We start from the raw sequence: 19,126 nt of genomic DNA, 5'->3' as shown, positions 1-19,126 counted from the left end.
AGAGGTTCCCACTATGCTAGATCCTGCATTATCACCAGAAGAGAATGAACACTGGGTACGTTTTGTTGAGTTATTACGCCAAGCGTTTGAACAGGGAGTTGAATTTCCTGTTTTACAACTTTTAATGACGCCAGATGAGCGCAGTGCATTAGCAACAAGAGTGCGTATTGTTCAAGAATTAATGCGTGGGGAATTAAGTCAACGAGAGCTAAAAGAGCTATTAGGGGTTGGCATCGCCACTATTACCAGAGGTTCTAATAGCTTAAAAACAGCACCCCATGATGTGAAATTATGGCTTGAAAAAGAGCTTATGATAAAAAAATAATTGCCTATTCGTTAGAAATAAAAATGCCATTTAATCAGTTGGTTAAATGGCATTTTTCTAAAATAGCGACAAGAGGACTATTTAATCACTCATTCATCATCTTTTTTGTTAAGTTGTTTATAAATATCATGAGTGACGGGCACTAAAGCTAATACAATCGCTTGTTGGTAAACAGAAGTGCGGCTTAATAAACCATCAGTAAAATAACCAATAGCGCCACCTTTTTGCTTAATATTATCAATCTTGGTTAAAAATGCTATTTCATCGCCAAGTTCACGACCTTCACGAACACCTTTTAAGATCTGTTCCGGTAGCATTAAACTGGCTGAGCGAGATTCACCGCGAATTTGCTCGTGTTCGATAACAATCCAAGCAAAAGTCATATCGTCTTCAATACCCGCTTCAACACCTACCCAAAAGTCAGCTTCTGGACGTACTTGTCTTGCGGCCATCACACGTTGGCGTGCGCCAGTTCTCGTTTCTGTATTTCCAATAGGTTGCTGTGGAACGCGGCTATCGACATTAATATCTTCAATATCAAAGGTATCTTTACCGAACACTTGCTCAAAGGCGAGTTTGATCGCGTTGATTTTTGCTGGATTCGTAGTGGCTGCAATGACATGATACATAATGAGTTAATCATCCTTTGAAAAATTAGAGCAGTATAACGGAAAAAATGTATGTTACAGGTCTATCTTGTTCGCCACGGTGAAACTGAGTGGAACGTGGCGAGACGTATACAAGGGCAATCTGATAGCCCACTAACAGCAATGGGTGTGCGACAGGCACAACAAGTTGCTGAAAGAGTAAAATCAGCAGGTATTACCCACATAATTTCTAGTGATCTTGGCCGGACTTGTCAGACGGCAGAGATTATTGCACAAGCTTGTCGCTGTGACGTAATCACGGATCCCCGTTTGCGTGAACTTGATATGGGCGTTCTTGAACAGCGAGAGATCGCCACATTAAATACACAAGAAGAAGCTTGGCGCAAGAGTTTAATTGATGGTACACCTGATGGACGAATTCCCCAAGGAGAATCCATGGTGGAATTAGCTAATCGTATGCAGGCTGCTTTAAACAGTTGCTTGGCGTTACCAGAGCATAGCCGTCCTTTACTGGTGAGTCACGGTATTGCATTAGGTTGCCTGCTAAGTACTGTGTTAGGCCTACCTGCTTACGCTGAACGACGTTTAAGACTACGTAACTGTTCAATTTCACGAGTGGACTATCAAAACAGTCCTTGGCTCGCTAATGGATGGGTAATCGAAACAGCAGGGGATGTGAGTCATCTTACTGATATCGCTCTTGATGAAGTACAGCGTTAATGACAATAACAGACTCTCTTTGCTGTAAAAGAGAGTCTTATTGTTAGGCCATTTCGCGTTTAATGGGAATATAATACTCAAAACGCTTAATATGATCTTGTGGCTCGGCGGTCATCACATTGTCATAGTGCACTTCTTTAAGATAATACTTTTCAATATCATGTCCTTTACGGCGAGTAAGCCCCATGGTTGGCAAGCAAACACCATAAATTAAGAATAAAAATTCCTGCATGGCGCCTCGTTTTGCCTCTCCCTCGAAGTCAAAGCGAATATAATCGCCAGCCTCTAATATGACTTCATAAGCAGTATCATCTTCTACAAAACTCGCATAAGCAGGCTCAACGGCGGTGGTGTAGATAACGCGCTGTTCATCTTCATGCTCATCACTGTGTTGCGTATGGTGCAAACCATAAACCTCATGGGGGATAGTGTTTACCTTAGTAATATAATTTTGCCAAAATGTCTGACGCATATCGGAACAAGCATTGGCCCATTGTTCTAGTGTATGGCTACAAGTTTGTTCAATACCAATCAATTTTATCTCCGGTAATTGCACATATGCCCATTTAGGCAAAGGCTGAGGATCTAATTTTATTGGAGGACAAATACCTACAGCACACCACTCATCAGAACGGCGATATAGGGCTGGAGTTCTATCAAACTGCTTTTTAAAGGCGCGAGTAAATGTTTGTTGAGAATCAAAACGATATTGTAAAGCGATATCTAAGATAGGACGACTTGTTAAACGCAATGCCACAGCCGCGCGAGATAGACGCCTCGAACGAATATAAGAACCAATCGCTTGCCCCGTTACTTCTTTAAACATGCGTTGTAGGTGCCACTTAGAGTAACCCGCTTTAGTTGCGACATTATCGAGGGATAGTGGCTGATCCAGATTATTGTCAAGCCAAGCGAGTAAATCACGTATGATGTTGGTTTGATCCATACATCTCCCTTAGTCATATTCGTTTATTTATGCTGTAGATGGTAAATAGCCTGAACGTCTATAACAAGTTATATTGTTAGATAAAGATGAAATATAGTCTTTTTCAATGAGTCATGTATACAAATTATTCTACCAGTTAACAAAAGTTTGCTTTATCCTAGACAAAATCATTCTTTCTTCTTTTTATGGAATAAATTTAATATGTTTAATTTCAAAAAGATACTCACACTTTCTATCTTGCTTCCGATGTCAATAATGGTGAAAGCTGAAGAAATTGGTTATGTCGATACGGTTTTTAAGTTTTTTGGTGCCAATCATAAAATTGTCATTGAAGCTTTTGATGATCCTGAAGTCAAAAATGTCACTTGCTATTTAAGCCGTGCTAAAACAGGGGGCATTTCCGGTAGTTTAGGGCTTGCTGAAGATACCGCCGATGCGGCTATTTCTTGCCAACAAGTAGGGCCAATCGAATTAAGCGAAAAAGTCTTAAAAGGTAAAAATCGTGGTGATGTTGTTTTTCAAAAAAGAACGTCACTGGTCTTTAAAAAGCTACAAGTGGTGCGTTTTTACGATAAAAACCGCCATGCACTGATATATCTTACTTACTCTGATAAGGTTATCGATGGCTCACCGAAAAATGCCATTAGTGCAGTACCCATCATGCCATGGAAAGAGTAATTTTTTTAATTAATTAACAAAATTAATAAGATTAAGTGTAAGAAATTTTTTTAGTTGATAAATTAGTTTCTATTTAAAATAGTCGCTAAGATCAATTTTTATCTTTTATGCTTTAATAAAGAAAAACCCCGAAACTGAAATCCGGGGTTTTTAGCATTATTTTTTACTAGGGTAACACTGATATCACTCGTCTAAATCACCACAGAAACGATAACCTTCACCATGGATAGTAGCGATAATCTCAGGTGTATCAGGGGTTGATTCAAAGTGTTTACGAATACGACGAATGGTAACGTCTACAGTACGATCATGAGGTTTTAATTCACGACCCGTCATTTTTTTCAGTAATTCTGCACGAGTTTGGATTTTTCCTGGGTTTTCGCAGAAATGTAACATCGCACGAAACTCACTACGAGGTAATTTATACTGTTCACCTGTAGGGCTAATAAGAGAGCGACTATTAATATCTAGCTCCCAACCATTAAATTTATAGCTTTCAACTAAACGACGCTCTTCTGTGCCATTCGCTAAATTCATAGTGCGTGACAATAAGTTACGAGCACGGATAGTTAATTCACGAGGATTAAATGGTTTAGTGATGTAATCATCGGCACCAATTTCAAGGCCTAAGATTTTATCAACTTCATTATCACGACCTGTTAGGAACATTAATGCAACACTTACCTGTTCACGTAATTCACGGGCTAATAGAAGACCGTTTTTACCAGGAAGATTAATATCCATAATAACCAGATTGATATCATGGTCGGACAGAATATTATGCATCTCGTTGCCATCAGTGGCTTCGTGTACGATATACCCTTCAGCTTCGAATATGCTTTTCAGGGTATTACGAGTAACTACTTCATCTTCAACAATCAGAATGTGCGGGGTTTGCATATTTGCTACCTAAAATTACCAAAAATAGAAAAAGGATATCTGTGTGTAACTTCTGTGTGTGCAAGGTGTGTGGTTATTCATTTTTGTTATTAGCACGCCAAAATTAGACCCAGATGAAAATTCGATAAATAACCATCACGTTATTAATTACAAACATGACCTATTTTACTGACAATGGACGTTAAAATCAGAATGTAAAATGCCCATAGTCTATTAACAGCAATATAACACCTGTTGTATTAAATACCATCTAAAAAGCTAACTTTTGTTGACACATATCAAAATCAAGATAACAGCTTAACCTTGATTTCAATAGTTAACTATATAATTTGATTTATGTAATGCAAAAGAAAAATATATGTTAAATATAGTGAGATTTTATCTTTTTACCAGTTTTGTTACAAAAAAAGAAGTGAAATAAAATACCTTATTATTTGTAAAAGTACAAATGTCTAAGTAACTCTTAAATGGTAGCGTTATTTTCTGTAACTCCCCCTTATTAGTAGTAATATGTATACTACAATATAAGTAATGCTCGAATAAATTTTATTTAAATTGTAGGTAAATTGAGGCAATAGAAAAGAAAAAATTTGACATCTCTCTCGCTTTGCTTTAACCAGTATAGGGTCAAACTAATTTTGAGACAGACAGGATTGTTATGCGTACTTACAGCCCAGTGACTATGAATACAATTATTACCACCACCACCACCGGAATTTTATATTGCGGGGCGGGCTGTCGCATATAAAAAACAAAAAACGAAAAAGCCCGCATTGAGAAATGCGGGCTTTTTTTTGGCGAAAAATCAGGAGAGCTGTATGCGAGTGTTAAAATTTGGGGGAACTTCAGTTGCCAATGCAGAAAGGGTGCTGAATGTTGCTGATATCGCTGAGAAAAAACGAGAGCAGGGACAAGTCGCTCTGGTATTATCAGCACCTGCCAAGATAACGAATTACTTGGTGGCAATGATTGAAAAAACGGCAGAAGGAGAAGAACCTCTCACTCAAGTACGAGAAGCAGAGCAAATCTTCGCTAATCTATTGCAAGGTTTACGAGAAAATCAACCTGGTTTTGATTACCAAGGCTTAAAAGACAAAGTTGAGCGTGAGTTTGCTGAGATTAAACATATCCTGCATGGTATCTCCCTATTAGGGCAATGTCCTGATAGCATCAATGCTGCGATGATTTGTCGTGGTGAAAAGCTTTCGATTGCCATTATGGAGTCGGTGTTACAAGCTAGAGGATATAACGTTACCGTCATTGATCCGGTTAAAAATCTCCTTGCTCAAGGTCATTATCTCGAATCGACAGTGGATATTCCTGAATCAACTCGCCGTATTTCCGCCCTTAATATTCCGAAAGATCATATGATCTTGATGGCAGGTTTCACTGCCGGTAATGAAAAAAATGAGCTTGTGGTTCTCGGTCGTAATGGCTCAGATTATTCAGCCGCCGTATTAGCCGCGTGTTTACGTGCACAATGTTGTGAAATTTGGACGGATGTTGATGGTGTTTACACCTGTGATCCACGCCTCGTCCCAGATGCACACCTATTAAAAGGCATGTCCTATCAAGAGGCGATGGAACTTTCTTACTTTGGTGCCAAAGTCCTTCATCCACGCACTATTGCACCTATTGCTCAATTTCAAATCCCTTGTTTAATTAAAAATACGGGCAATCCAGAAGCACCGGGTACGTTAATAGGTGATGGTCAAAAAGATGACAGCACGCCGGTAAAAGGGATCACTAACCTGAATAATATGGCAATGATCAATGTATCAGGGCCGGGTATGAAGGGAATGGTGGGTATGGCGGCTCGTGTCTTTTCTGTGATGTCGCGTGCAGGAATATCGGTAGTATTAATTACTCAATCTTCATCTGAATACAGTATTAGTTTTTGTGTACCGCAAAAAGAGCTAATTAGAGCGCAAAAAGCACTGTCAGAAGAGTTCTATCTAGAGTTAAAAGATGGCGTACTTGATCCGTTAGATATTATGAACAATGTTGCTATCATCTCGGTTGTCGGTGATGGTATGCGCACCCTTAAAGGGATCTCAGCCCGTTTCTTCTCTGCTTTAACTCGAGGCAATATTAATATTGTTGCTATTGCTCAAGGCTCTTCTGAACGTTCTATCTCTGCAGTTATTGCCAATGATGCAGCGACGAATGCGGTGCGTTTATGTCACCAAATGCTCTTTAACACTAACCAAATCGTAGAAGTCTTTATTGTCGGTGTTGGTGGTGTTGGCAGCGCGCTAATCGAGCAGATCCATCGTCAACAAGCATGGTTAAAAAACAAACATATCGACCTACGTGTTTGTGGGATTGCCAATTCACGTGCGATGCTAACCAATATGCAAGGTATCGATTTAGATAATTGGCAACAAGCGCTACAAGCAGCTAAAGAGCCTTTTAGCTTTAGTCAGCTTATTCGCTTAGAAAAAGAGTACCACTTCCTCAATCCTGTGATTGTTGATTGCACTTCAAACGAAATGATTGCACAGCAATACGCCAATTTCTTACAAAATGGCTTTAACGTTGTTACGCCTAATAAGAAAGCCAATACGATGTCGATGGATTACTATCATCAAATTCGCCAATCAGCGGAAGCATCACGTCGTAAATTCTTATATGACACTAATGTTGGTGCGGGTTTACCTGTTATTGAAAACTTACAGAACTTGCTTAATGCTGGCGATGAGTTGGTGCAATTTAATGGTATTCTTTCTGGCTCACTCTCTTATATTTTTGGTCAGCTAGATGAAGGAAAAAGCTTGTCTGAAGCGACACTTTCTGCGAAAGAAAAAGGCTTTACAGAGCCAGATCCAAGAGATGATCTCTCGGGAATGGATGTTGCACGTAAACTGCTTATTCTCGCTCGTGAAGCGGGCTATCAATTAGAGTTGAGTGATATTGATGTAGAACCTGTTTTACCTAGCTCATTTGATAGTACAGGTGATGTCGAGAGTTTCTTAAACCGCTTACCTCAAGTAGATGTTGAGTTTGATGCTAAAGTCGAAGAAGCCCAAAAGTCAGCGAAGGTATTACGTTATGTGGGGATCATCAATGAGGGGAAATGCCAAGTCAAAATAATGGCCGTTGATGCTAACGATCCTCTCTTTAAAGTAAAAAATGGTGAAAATGCGCTAGCCTTCTACACTCGCTACTATCAACCAATTCCTTTAGTTTTACGTGGATATGGTGCAGGAAATGATGTCACTGCTGCTGGGGTATTTGCAGATGTATTACGTACACTATCATGGAAATTAGGAGTTTAAAGGTGGTTAAAGTTTATGCACCGGCGTCAATTGGCAATGTGAGTGTCGGTTTTGATGTGTTAGGAGCCGCAGTTTCGCCTATTGATGGTCAATTATTAGGAGATTGCGTAACCGTTGAAGCGGCGCAAGAATTTCAACTTCACAGCAAAGGACGATTTGTTAGCAAATTACCTTCTGATGCTAAGCAAAATATTGTTTATCAATGTTGGGAGCTATTTTGTGAAAAATTAGGTAAACAATTACCTGTCTCGATGACACTTGAAAAAAACATGCCGATAGGCTCAGGATTAGGATCAAGTGCTTGTTCTGTTGTGGCTGCACTTGTTGCATTAAACGAATTTGCTCACAAACCATTTAGTGAAAGCCACTTATTATTAATGATGGGAGAGCTGGAAGGCCGTATTTCCGGTAGTGTGCACTACGATAATGTCGCGCCATGTTATTTAGGTGGTCTACAACTTATTTTGGAACAAAACGACATTATTTGTCAGCCTGTGCCAGCTTTTGACGATTGGTATTGGGTGATGGCTTATCCGGGGATCAAAGTCTCAACGGCACAAGCAAGGGCTATCCTCCCTAAACAATACGATAAAGCTGATATTATTAATCATGGTCGTTATTTATCTGGATTTATTCATGCTTGTCATACACAACAACCAAAACTTGCCGCAAGCTTAATGAAAGATGTGATTGCAGAGCCCTATCGAACACAGTTGCTCCCTGGTTTTGATAAAGCGAGAGAGGCTGCATTACAAAAAGGCGCGCTTGCATGCGGTATTTCAGGCTCAGGGCCAACGCTGTTTTCTATTACTGATTCATTGGCTATTGCCCAAGATGTGGCGCAATGGTTACAACAACATTATGTACAAAACGATGAAGGCTTTGTACACATCTGCCGTTTAGATACTCGTGGCGCAAGAGAGATAGGGTAAGTAATGAAATTATATAATTTAAAAGATAACCAAGAACAAGTCAGCTTTGCTCAAGCGGTTAAACAAGGTTTAGGAAAACAGCAAGGACTCTTCTTTCCCAAAGACTTGCCTTCATTTTCTCAAGCAGAAATTGATGCGCTATTAAAATTAGACTTTGCAACACGCAGTAGCCGTATTTTAAGTGCTTTTATCGGTGATGAAATTCCTGCTGATGTGTTAGCAAAACGTGTGAATACGGCATTTGCTTTTCCTGCGCCAGTGACACAAGTAGAAGAGGATATTAGTTGCCTTGAACTCTTCCACGGACCGACGCTGGCTTTTAAAGACTTTGGTGGCCGTTTTATGGCTCAAATGTTATCAGAAGTCGCGGGTGACCAGCCTGTTACAATTTTAACGGCGACATCCGGTGATACAGGAGCAGCGGTCGCTCATGCTTTCTACAAGTTAGATAATGTCCAAGTCGTGATCCTCTATCCACAAGGAAAAATCAGCCCATTACAAGAAAAGCTATTTTGCACATTAGGGGAGAATATTCATACTGTTGCTATTCAAGATGACTTTGATGCTTGCCAAGCATTAGTCAAACAGGCATTTGATGATGAATATTTAAAGAACACCATGCATTTAAACTCGGCTAACTCGATTAATATTAGCCGCCTACTGGCACAAATCTGCTATTACTTTGAAGCGGTTGCACAAATTCCAGCTGAAAAACGTCAACAATTAGTCATTTCTGTACCAAGTGGTAATTTTGGTGATCTCACTGCAGGATTACTGGCTAAATCTATGGGATTGCCTGTTAAACGTTTTATTGCGGCGACCAATGTGAATGATACCGTTCCTCGCTATTTAGATAGTGGTAAATGGGAACCACATCGGACAATAGCAACACTTTCAAATGCGATGGATGTTAGCCAGCCTAATAATTGGCCTCGTATTGAAGAGTTATATCGTCGCAAAGGTTGGCTGTTATCGGATCTTTCGCATGGGGCTGTGAGCGATGAAACGACGGAAGAAACTGTACGTGAACTGGCACAAAAAGGCTATATTTCAGAGCCTCATGCGGCGGTTGCTTATCGTCTATTACGTGATGAGCTACAAGAAGGAGAATATGGGGTATTTTTAGGTACTGCTCATCCGGCGAAATTTAAAGAAAATGTCGAACGTATTTTAGGTGATACATTACCTTTACCAAAAGAATTAGCTGAGCGTGCTGATAAAAAATTACTATCGCATCTTTTACCGGCAGATTTTTCTCAATTAAGAGCATTTTTGTTAGAACGAGCACCTAAATAAATATAATTATTTATATTAATTAATTTTGTTTTTATTAAAAAGCTCACTATAAGGGTGAGCTTTTTTATTGTTTTAAATAATTTTATACCCAAATAAAAATAAGAAAATAATCATTTAATGCTAAGGAGAATTACACTAGTTTTTATCTCTTAATGTAATTAACAATAAAGAGGTAGACTATGGGTAGATTTAAGAAAATTAATATCAATGATGATATTGAAAGAATTACACTAGAAATAGTGAAATATATTAAAGAGCATAGTGTTGAATTACCTTTTAATATTGAGTCAGTAAGGCGTGTTTTAATTGAGAATTATATTTATATTCTTACTTATAAAAATGAATATGCTGCTAATGATTTTTTAATAAAAATAGAAAGTAATTTATCTCTTTATAATCGGGATAAATTTACTAAAGCGATTGATTTTATTGTAAAAGAGATTAATGCAAGTATAGAGAATTTATTTGTTAATAATTCTTATCTTACAAACAAAAATTATCAAAAGCTAAATAAAACACGTGTTAATCCAGTATTTCAGCACTACCCATCAGGATCCTTTCACTTAAAAATAGAAGATAAAGACTTATTTATACAGATAGATAATACCAATCAATTATTTAAAATCATTGACTTTGAAGGTACAGTGGAATTCTTTTCTAAAAAAGATGACCTTATTCATACTATTAATCAAATGGTTAAAAACAGTATTGCTGATAACTCTATATCTTACCGATTTTACGCTAAGAACGAATATTTTAATTTCTTTACTCTCGATAAATATTGGCAAGTAACACCTAAAGATATTTATGCCGAAGTTATTAATGATATTAAGGCAAAAAAACAGGTACATATTGATAGTCATTTAACTATTGAATTAATAGATAGTTATTCATATAAAAATATTTTTATTGTTAGAGACTCTAATGAAAACTCAGAAAAAATACTCCATATATATCTTAATAATATTGATGAAGCATTCTTGATTGCCGTAGCTAAACATCGTCAGCTAAAAGAAAATGGTGAACATTTACTTTATAAATTAGATAAGGATTGGTTCTTTACTAAAATGAAAGATAAATCCGTTAAATATTTTTCACAAACTTCTGATTTATTAATACCATTAGAAAAGATAATGGGAAGAATTAATCTTGTCGCTTCAGCTGAAAATAATTATAATTTTAGCCATTTTGATCCACTTTCAGGGGTATGTTATGGAATAAGTTTAAAATATTTATTGGAGGTTAGAAATAATGGTATAGAAGGAGGGAATAAATATTTACATTGGCTAAAGGAAAATATTAATCTTTACAAGGATAAAAAAGAAAAAATATCTGATAAGCTTGAAAAAATTATATTTGATAGTGTACAAGAATATGAAGTGTTAAAATTGATTAAAGAGATCAAAGAAATTAAATTCGCACAGATTTTTCAAATGGAGAGAATATATGAAAAAATAAATTATACAATTTTTGATTTAACAAAGGCGACCGAATACCGAAAAATTTTAGCAGAAAATGGCTTGAAAGCATCGAATGCAAATAGGCTAGAAAGTAGTCTCTCACAAATAAATTATCACTTAGAATATATAATGCAATATTATAATGAATATTATGCGATTATTGCATTTAAAACGCATGCCATTGCTCTTGCTTATAAGAGATATTCTAATAATCATTATAAATTTACGCTATTTGATTCTAATTCTGAATTGACGGAATTTTCTAATATAGAATCAATAAAAGACGCTTTGATAAAAACAATGGGCTCTTATACTCTAAATAAAGCTGATGGAAAAGAATATTTTATAATTGATGAATATAAAAGAAATCCTACAACAAAATATCGTAGTTTATGGGATCAAAATGAAATCGAGTTACATAAAGGTATTGCTGAAAATATAAAAAAAATTGGTTTTTCATTGCCTTTTAAAGATGGTGTTGTTGGACGAGTTATTCATTACAGTGAACAGCGTGAACTCATTTTAGAACTTAAAATAAATAGTAAATTAGTTGAAGTCGTGGCCAAAAATGTTTTTGTTGATGAGGGAATATTTTTAGTTAAAAATAATTTAGATAAAATTCTTGAGAATAATAAATCCAGTAAAGTAATTATAATGAGCAATAGTGATGGTATTGATATTCAATTTACTGAATTTAATGCACATCAAAAAATGAGTAAGCCAAAAGGATATCTGGAATTTAATGATGTTTATTATCGAGATTTAATTAAGATTAATAGTTATTTATTAAATGGTAAAAAATCATTTTCATTGAATAAAATTGTTTCATTAATTGATACACTAAGGGGGAATATTTATTTTGATAAAATAACAGCCAGTTTTTCTATAATTGATGAAATTATACTATTTAATCAAAACAATGAAAATATTTCTCTTGTTGATATCCTGAATCAAGTGAAACAGAAAATAGAAGATAAATTATTCTATGGCGATCTCCTTTATGGAAAGGAAAAGTTAATTGCATTAGCACAAAAAAATAGCCTAGCAGCAGCAATTTTTTATCGAATGATGGTTAATGAAATCAATGAAGGTTATACTGGAATTAGTAATTTTATTTATGAGCAAATTATTGATAACCCTTTTTTAATATTAGATAAAAATAGAAATATCGGGGTTGTTGGTTATGATTATACGATTAATTTTAAAAATAATTATAAAGCGTTAAAAGAAATTATTGATGGTATTGATGTTTCTGAAATAAAAAATATTTTTCTTTTAGATGATGAAAATAGACTGCACTTAAAATTAACTTATCAAAGATTATCAGAATATAGAAACAACAAGTATGTTAATAAGCTTCTTCATTTGATTGAAGATGAAATTGATTCTATAAAAAAAACAGATGATGCAGGTATTTATCGTGATTTATATCTGGAGTTTTTTAGCAATCATCAGTTTAATAATAGAGTGATTATTCATGAAATAGCACAATTAGAAAGTTATTTTAATAATAATTATCAGGAGCGAAACCATGGCTATCATCCTAGTAATTTTTATATTAATGAAAATGATCCTCTTACCCTACTAGAAAAGTCATTTAATCAGAACAAAAATGAAATAGATGGTAGTTATCTGTTATTTAATGAAAGTAAAGAAAATTTTGATTTTTTATTTGTTGATAATAATTTTATTACTAGAGATTTTGTAGATAATATTATTATTGAAAGCATTAGTGGCGTTTATCAAGATGATATCGTCATTTATTTCTATAATGGTGTAAAAAGTGAACAATTAACACAATACTTAAAAGATAAACCAGAAATAGGCCGTTTTCTTGATTATTGTTTAAAACATGAAATAAGAGTGATTGCTGCTGGAAATGAAGAATACTTTCCTGCCACCAATGCGCTTGTTAAGCAGAAAAGCCGTGTTGAATCACTACAAAATGTTATTTTACAACATCAATTTGTTGGTGAAAGAACAATTGTTTTTGCCAATAAGGAGACTTTATTTAGTTATCAAAGTGGTCATTTATTTATTGAAGGGATTGCTCAGCGGCTAAATATGCCTATTTATACTGTGACGGATAACAGTGTTATACTTGAAAATGAATACATTATGGTAAAACCGACGACTGAAAGTCAGTTTATTGGTCACCCTTTACTTGCTGATACAGGTGCATCTAATACGCTACTTACTGAAACAGTACCTAATGAGCCTAATACAGTGTCTAATAGGCAAAGAGTAGATATTGAAAATAAAAACTATGCTGCAGAAATCTATCAATTCGTCTCACACAATTACACTAATTATAGAGATAATCAAGAGTTTAAGTTAGGTTATCAGAATGAGATTAGCACTATTTTTCCTGACTATTCTGACAATATGACCATTGCTGATATTTTAAATTACATTCAGTTAAATCGCTATCAGATCAATTATGCTCAATTAGGTGCAATTATTAGGAAAGTCGATCAAATTAACCTTAAATATCATAAAGAAAAGCTTGCAGAGTTCAGTGATAAAATAATAAATCACGATTTACTCATTGATAATGCAATTGAGAAATATTTGGTTGAATTATCGGCAATATTTAATACGTCAGATAATAGTTTAATAAAAAGGAATTTAATTCAATCACTTTATGATCCCTCTGTTAATAAAGAATTTAACCAATTTTTAATGGATGGAACGAACTTTGAACAGTGGCAAGAAATAACTAATAAAGACTATGGGAACTATAGTTTAGCGGAAAGAACGTATCAAGTTATTGAAATTATTCATGCAATTTATGATACTCCTCACTTAATAGATAATTTAAGTGAACTATCTAAAAATAGGCTTAATGCTTTTTTTGATGAGGGTAATAAAGGTATTTTATCACGAGTATTATTGAGCAAAATTTCAAGCTTTGAACTCTATAAAGAGACCATAAATAATTTAAAAAAACTCGCTGTTATCAGTCAGTCTGATGAAGAGATTAGCGCTTTATCACCAGTAGAAGCATTAAATAAACTCAATGAGTTTAAAGGTGAAGTTAACTTAGCCACAAGTGAAGATAGCTCTACCATTTCTTCTAAAGTGGAAATTAATAATCTTGTCATTGACAAAAGATTACTCTGTTATTTAGGTGCAAAGATAAATGGTGAAAGTATCGATGCGATAGATCTTAATCAGATAGAGAACTGGGATAAAAAAATTACTTTTGATCCTCAGCATCTTAATGATTATTTTTTATCTGTGACGGGCAATGAAAAAGATAAAGAAGTTATTGCATTATTACGTTATCTATTAAATAACAAACAAGATAAAATTAAATATTTTCTTTCTCATATGGCCAGTAGAGCTGATTATGTCGCGGCTCATGAAAGATTAATGAAAATAATAGCATTAGGTAGTAAACAGTATAATCAGCAAGATTGGGAAAATTTAAGAATACCTTCATTAAAAATTCCCAGACATATGAGAGTTATCAGTAAAATTGGTTACGCTAATATTAGCTTCGGTATATGGCAATCAATCAATTCAACCTTTATGCTTGCTGAGCAACTTAATAATCCGCTATTAACCCCTCAAGAGCATAGAGAGACCATCAATAATCTTGCCATAACATGGTCAGAAATGGCCTATAATGGCTTATCTGAACTCATTGAAATCGCTTTAGCTAAAGGATTATTAAAGTACCGTAATAATCCTTTAGAGTATATTAGTAAAACCAGCACTCGGATTGGTATCGGGCTTAATATCCTGTCTATTGGATTTGATATCTATAATATCTACGATAACTTTAGCCGTATCTCAGTAGAAAAAAATGAAAAACGACGGATTGACTATATTGTGAATGGCTCTTTAGCTATAGTTTCCGGATTGGTTACTTTGGGGGTTTCTATCGCAATGCTTGCTGGCTCGACGGTCGCGGGGCCTATTGGTATTGTCGCGGGAGCTGTTATCGCCTTAGCCATTTCAATTTATAATGCCGCAAGACTGATAGAAGAAGCGAAAGAAAAAATAGGATTTACACCACTAGAAGAACTTAATAATGGTTTTTATGCATTTTTAATGGGGGATATCTTACCAAGCAAAAAGAATGAAATCGTCTATTTAGAGACAATATCACAGTTAGAAACCATGATTGCCCAAAATGCGCAAGAACATCTTAAAGAAATAAAAAAACAGGAGCCTCACAGTTATTATTTTTATTCGAATGAGAAACAACTTTATGAAGAACATCATTATTATAAAGTGATCCCTCGTATATTGGGGAAAACGTTAGATAATATACTTAATCCGTTTGGAGAAATTGTTGTACAACGAGTGGCGAAAAATTTAAGTAAAGAAGAAGCAGAAAAGATAGCTGCGCTTTCTCATTATCTTAGTGTCGAAAGAACGGAATATAAATACTATGTTCCTAAAGAAGCCATCGCAACAGATGAAATTCTCATTTTTGATATGGATTTTTATGTTAATCAATTAAATCGTTATACGATTAATTTTGCATTTGAAGATGATAATCCTGTTTTTGAGGATGAGGTGGATATCTCTTTTTTTGATAAAATAAGAACAACAAAAGAAAAAACATGGCAAAATTTATCATCAGGAGAATTAACAGATGATTTAATTAAATCAACAGCTGAAAAACAATATTTTGAGCCAAGTTGGCGTGAGAATGAGCTATTTTATTTTAATACTTATAATGGGGATGATATTATTGCTGCACCATTAATAACACAAAATATATTTGATGTTCATAATGGGACTAAACGATTAAGTGGAGGAGAAAAAGATGACACCTTTAATGTGTTCACTTCTGAATCTCCTCGTTATGCCAGCCGTTTTTATGGTAGAGAAGGTAATGATACATTACGTATTATTCAGACAGAAAAAAAATATATAGGGTATGAAGTTAATCTATCTAAAAATTATATTAAATTTATCGGGGGAGAAAATAAATCCAATAGCCAGAGTTTTCATGCCAGACTTTTTATCTTTCAAGAGCAAGGACAAATCTATACCCATAAATTAGCGGATACAATGCCTAATATAACACTACAAAAACAACCCGTTATTGCCTATTTAGAGAGTATTGAAAATGTAGTAGGCAGTGAAATAGGTAATGATATTATTTATGGTGACCAAAAAAATAACTATTTAAATGGCATGGGAGGGGTAGATTCATTATATGGATTAGCTGGAGATGATACGCTGGTATTACGGGAAGGTTATGCACAAGGAGGGGCAGGAAATGATAGTTATACTATTCTAAGAGCATCAAATACGGATAATAATGTTAAACAACTTGAAACTATTATTGATGAAGAGACGCATACAGAAGCTAGTCTTATCCAGTTAAATTATACTTTTGATGAAATTACCGCTATTTCTCGTCGTGAAACAGATATTGTTTTTACGCTTAAAGTTAGTAATGACAAAGATCCTGATCAATTTATCGAGCATTTAATTGCATTAAGTCATGTATACCAAGATAAAAATAGTCAATTATTAGCCCATCGATATACCATTGTGACTATGGATGGTTTTATACTTACTATTAATGAAAATAATAATCAACCAAGAGAGGTATCATATAACTTTAGTTATTTAGAAAAGTATAATCAGCAAGAGAAGCTTCAACAGCTTTCTATTAATGACGATAAACACACATTGTCTATTCAATCTGAAAATAAAACTAAACTTATTCAATTATTACCTGAGCTACAATACAGTGGTTTCTCTTCTGGAGAACATTTAAAGCTTAATCTACAGGGTAATAGCGAGAATAATCATTATGCTGGAATTGCGGCTCATTCATCAATTAAACTGAGTCGCGGTTATGACAATTATCAAATAAGCTCATTGCTAGCTAAAAATAGAAATGAAAAGATCATTATTTCTCTGAGTGATAATGATAAACAATTAACATCTGATTGTACTAGTCATTTCTTTTTATCCGATGTGAGTGGATTTGATTTGATGTTTAGTGATGGCGTTTTATCTCATCGCTATAATCCTGATGCTCATATTAAACTTGTTTTCGATACGGAAAGTGTTAGTGCTATTTTTAACTCAGGAATGACACTTCAATTTATTGATAAAGATAATCGAGTTTTTCATTTGCCTAAGCCAGACAGCGGTCAGCGTTTACTGAGCCCCACTATCACTTTGGATGTTAGGTTGAGTCATCAAAGTGATGTTCTGATGATCCCACCCTCCCTACGTTTAAATAAAGAGGCATTATCATTGTATCCTCAGTATTTTCATAGAGAAGAACCATCATCACGTTCAACGCAATTACAGCGTATTATATCCACTCAAACACTAGAGCCTTATCCATTAAAGGTAATAGAATTACTGAGAGATGATATTGCCGTTAATGATAATCAACCTGTTAATTCTATTTTGTCTCTCAATAAACTATTTTCAAACAGATCACAAGATATATTCTCTCAAGCTATAGATTTATTACCAATGATAGAATTAATGGATGGTGATGATATTGTTGTTAATCATAATCAAAGTAGCTCAGTGATTGATGGGGGTAAAGGTGATGATCATATTGTTGTCAATGAAGGGCACCATATTTTAATTGCTGGAGAAGGTAATGATAATCTTAATGGCGGAAGTGGACATGATCTGTTTATTTCAACCTCAGGAAATGATTATCTAGGTGGAGGAAGTGGTAATAATGTTTATGTGGTACAAAAACGTCATGGTGAAGTGACGGTGTATGATGAAGGTGAAATGAGCCATATTTTTGTATCAGGATTATCTGAGCATGAAAAATTAATATCCTCTCAAGCAGGTAAAGATAAACAGTATCGAACGGCTGATAATCAATTTGTCTTGACTGTTAAAACAAACCGAGTAGAGAAAATAGAAACTGATCCTGTGAAGGTTATCGAAAAAGAACAGACATTATCAATGGGATCCCTTGCGACAATTATTCAACAAATGGCTCAATTTAATCAGCAACAACTATCGACGATGCAAGGCAGTGACGTTATTCCCTCATCAAACTGGTCGCCTTTAGCTGTGGTCGTTAAGCATTTATAATTTCCCTTGTGACCCAATAAAAATAGCCCTATTTTCAGGGCTATTTTTATGAATTACTATCATTTGATAGCAAAAAATGAGGCTTATTTTGCTAGATGTTCTGCACGTTTAAAGACAAGGGTATTGCCTTCAGACTCGGCGGCATTAAATTGATAACCCTCTAGATTAAATTCTTTAAGTTGTGCCTTATCACTTAATCTTTCTTGAATAATAAAACGGCTCATTAAACCTCTTGCTTTTTTAGCATAAAAACTAATCACTTTATATTTGCCATTTTTCTCATCAAGAAAAACAGGTTTAATAATTTCCGCATTGAGTTTTTTTGGGTTGACTGATTTAAAATATTCATCAGAGGCTAAATTAACCAAGATATTATCCCCTTGAGCTTCAAGGGCGTTATTTAACGTTTCAGTAATTATGTTACCCCAAAACTGGTATAGATCACTGCCTTTTTTATTGTTCAGTTTTATGCCCATCTCTAAGCGGTAAGGTTGCATTAAATCGAGTGGGCGCAATACGCCATATAAACCGGAAAGGATACGTAAATGCTGTTGTGCAAATTGAAAGTCGTCATCTGTGAAAAGTTCAGCGGCTTGCATTCCGGTATAAACATCACCTTTGAACGCTAAAATGGCTTGTCGCGCATTATCGGGTGTAAAGTCAGGTTGCCATTCACCAAAGCGAGCCGCATTTAGTCCTGCCAATTTATCACTAATTTTCATTAAGCTTGCGATATCACTGGACGACAGTTTTCGACATTCTGTAATAAGTTGTTGGGAATATTTGAGCAATTCAGGCTGGGTGAACTGCGTTGTTGCTAAAGGCGATTCGAAATCCAGTGTTTTAGCTGGTGAAATAGTAATTAGCATAATTCCCTCAATAGTTATTTTGATTTAGTTCTACTATAGCAAATTGTTTGGTAGATAAGTTAAA

11 protein-coding genes and 1 other annotated feature are annotated in these 19,126 nt (G+C 35.0%); of the genes, 7 read left to right on the top strand and 4 right to left on the bottom strand.

The window, feature by feature from the left end; all coding sequences use genetic code 11:
• The first annotated feature begins 13 nt into the window (after positions 1-13).
• Positions 14-325 (top strand): trp operon repressor, encoded by a 312-nt coding sequence (gene trpR / locus HMPREF0693_RS10145; RefSeq protein WP_004248952.1) that lies wholly within the window; start codon positions 14-16, stop codon positions 323-325.
• Positions 326-414: 89 nt separating this feature from the next.
• On the opposite strand, the gene yjjX is transcribed toward trpR, so the two are convergent.
• Positions 415-954, bottom strand: coding sequence for an inosine/xanthosine triphosphatase (yjjX, locus tag HMPREF0693_RS10140; RefSeq protein WP_004245230.1), 540 nt, complete (start codon positions 952-954; stop codon positions 415-417).
• 51 nt (positions 955-1,005) lie between these two features.
• On the opposite strand from yjjX, the gene gpmB reads away from it, so the two are divergent.
• The gene (gpmB, locus tag HMPREF0693_RS10135) at positions 1,006-1,653 is read left to right on the top strand and encodes a 2,3-diphosphoglycerate-dependent phosphoglycerate mutase GpmB (RefSeq protein WP_004245229.1); all 648 of its coding nucleotides are present in this window, start codon (positions 1,006-1,008) and stop codon (positions 1,651-1,653) included.
• Positions 1,654-1,696: 43 nt separating this feature from the next.
• Here gpmB and robA read toward each other — a convergent pair whose 3' ends face one another.
• Entirely contained in the window at positions 1,697-2,599 is a 903-nt protein-coding gene (gene robA / locus HMPREF0693_RS10130; RefSeq protein WP_004245228.1) for an MDR efflux pump AcrAB transcriptional activator RobA, read from the bottom strand.
• A 201-nt stretch (positions 2,600-2,800) separates the two neighbouring features.
• Between robA and creA the strand changes: the two genes are divergently transcribed.
• On the top strand, positions 2,801-3,277 hold the full coding sequence (creA, locus tag HMPREF0693_RS10125; protein WP_004245227.1) for a protein CreA: 477 nt from the start codon (positions 2,801-2,803) through the stop codon (positions 3,275-3,277).
• Between the two features lie 183 nt (positions 3,278-3,460).
• Here creA and arcA read toward each other — a convergent pair whose 3' ends face one another.
• Positions 3,461-4,177 (bottom strand): two-component system response regulator ArcA, encoded by a 717-nt coding sequence (arcA, locus tag HMPREF0693_RS10120; RefSeq protein ID WP_004245226.1) that lies wholly within the window; start codon positions 4,175-4,177, stop codon positions 3,461-3,463.
• Between the two features lie 678 nt (positions 4,178-4,855).
• Positions 4,856-4,974 (top strand) — a sequence feature (Thr leader region).
• A 21-nt stretch (positions 4,975-4,995) separates the two neighbouring features.
• On the opposite strand from arcA, the gene thrA reads away from it, so the two are divergent.
• The 4 genes from thrA (at position 4,996) to HMPREF0693_RS10100 (ending at position 18,193) form a co-directional block, all read left to right on the top strand.
• On the top strand, positions 4,996-7,455 hold the full coding sequence (gene thrA, locus HMPREF0693_RS10115; protein ID WP_004245224.1) for a bifunctional aspartate kinase/homoserine dehydrogenase I: 2,460 nt from the start codon (positions 4,996-4,998) through the stop codon (positions 7,453-7,455).
• A gap of 2 nt (positions 7,456-7,457) precedes the next feature.
• The gene (thrB, locus tag HMPREF0693_RS10110; RefSeq protein ID WP_004248956.1) at positions 7,458-8,387 is read left to right on the top strand and encodes a homoserine kinase; all 930 of its coding nucleotides are present in this window, start codon (positions 7,458-7,460) and stop codon (positions 8,385-8,387) included.
• A gap of 3 nt (positions 8,388-8,390) precedes the next feature.
• Complete coding sequence (thrC, locus tag HMPREF0693_RS10105) at positions 8,391-9,683, top strand: threonine synthase (protein ID WP_004245220.1); 1,293 nt, start codon at positions 8,391-8,393, stop codon at positions 9,681-9,683.
• 179 nt (positions 9,684-9,862) lie between these two features.
• Positions 9,863-18,193: a calcium-binding protein gene (locus tag HMPREF0693_RS10100; protein ID WP_004245219.1), complete on the top strand. Its 8,331-nt coding sequence runs from the start codon at positions 9,863-9,865 to the stop codon at positions 18,191-18,193.
• An 83-nt stretch (positions 18,194-18,276) separates the two neighbouring features.
• Here the strand turns inward: HMPREF0693_RS10100 and yaaA are convergent, their stop codons facing one another.
• Positions 18,277-19,062: a peroxide stress protein YaaA gene (yaaA, locus tag HMPREF0693_RS10095; RefSeq protein ID WP_004245218.1), complete on the bottom strand. Its 786-nt coding sequence runs from the start codon at positions 19,060-19,062 to the stop codon at positions 18,277-18,279.
• Positions 19,063-19,126 lie beyond the last annotated feature (64 nt).

This window comes from Proteus mirabilis ATCC 29906, from assembly GCF_000160755.1.
GTDB classification, from domain to species: domain Bacteria; phylum Pseudomonadota; class Gammaproteobacteria; order Enterobacterales; family Enterobacteriaceae; genus Proteus; species Proteus mirabilis.
The sequence above is the reverse complement of the archived record's forward strand: the minus strand, read 5'-3'. Positions and strand labels throughout refer to the sequence as shown.

Coding starts and splice junctions, on each gene's coding strand:
- trpR (WP_004248952.1), top strand. CDS start 14: ATGCTAGATCCTGCATTATCACCAGAAGAGAATGAACACTGGGTACGT.
- yjjX (WP_004245230.1), bottom strand. CDS start 954: ATGTATCATGTCATTGCAGCCACTACGAATCCAGCAAAAATCAACGCG.
- gpmB (WP_004245229.1), top strand. CDS start 1,006: ATGTTACAGGTCTATCTTGTTCGCCACGGTGAAACTGAGTGGAACGTG.
- robA (WP_004245228.1), bottom strand. CDS start 2,599: ATGGATCAAACCAACATCATACGTGATTTACTCGCTTGGCTTGACAAT.
- creA (WP_004245227.1), top strand. CDS start 2,801: ATGTTTAATTTCAAAAAGATACTCACACTTTCTATCTTGCTTCCGATG.
- arcA (WP_004245226.1), bottom strand. CDS start 4,177: ATGCAAACCCCGCACATTCTGATTGTTGAAGATGAAGTAGTTACTCGT.
- thrA (WP_004245224.1), top strand. CDS start 4,996: ATGCGAGTGTTAAAATTTGGGGGAACTTCAGTTGCCAATGCAGAAAGG.
- thrC (WP_004245220.1), top strand. CDS start 8,391: ATGAAATTATATAATTTAAAAGATAACCAAGAACAAGTCAGCTTTGCT.
- HMPREF0693_RS10100 (WP_004245219.1), top strand. CDS start 9,863: ATGGGTAGATTTAAGAAAATTAATATCAATGATGATATTGAAAGAATT.
- yaaA (WP_004245218.1), bottom strand. CDS start 19,062: ATGCTAATTACTATTTCACCAGCTAAAACACTGGATTTCGAATCGCCT.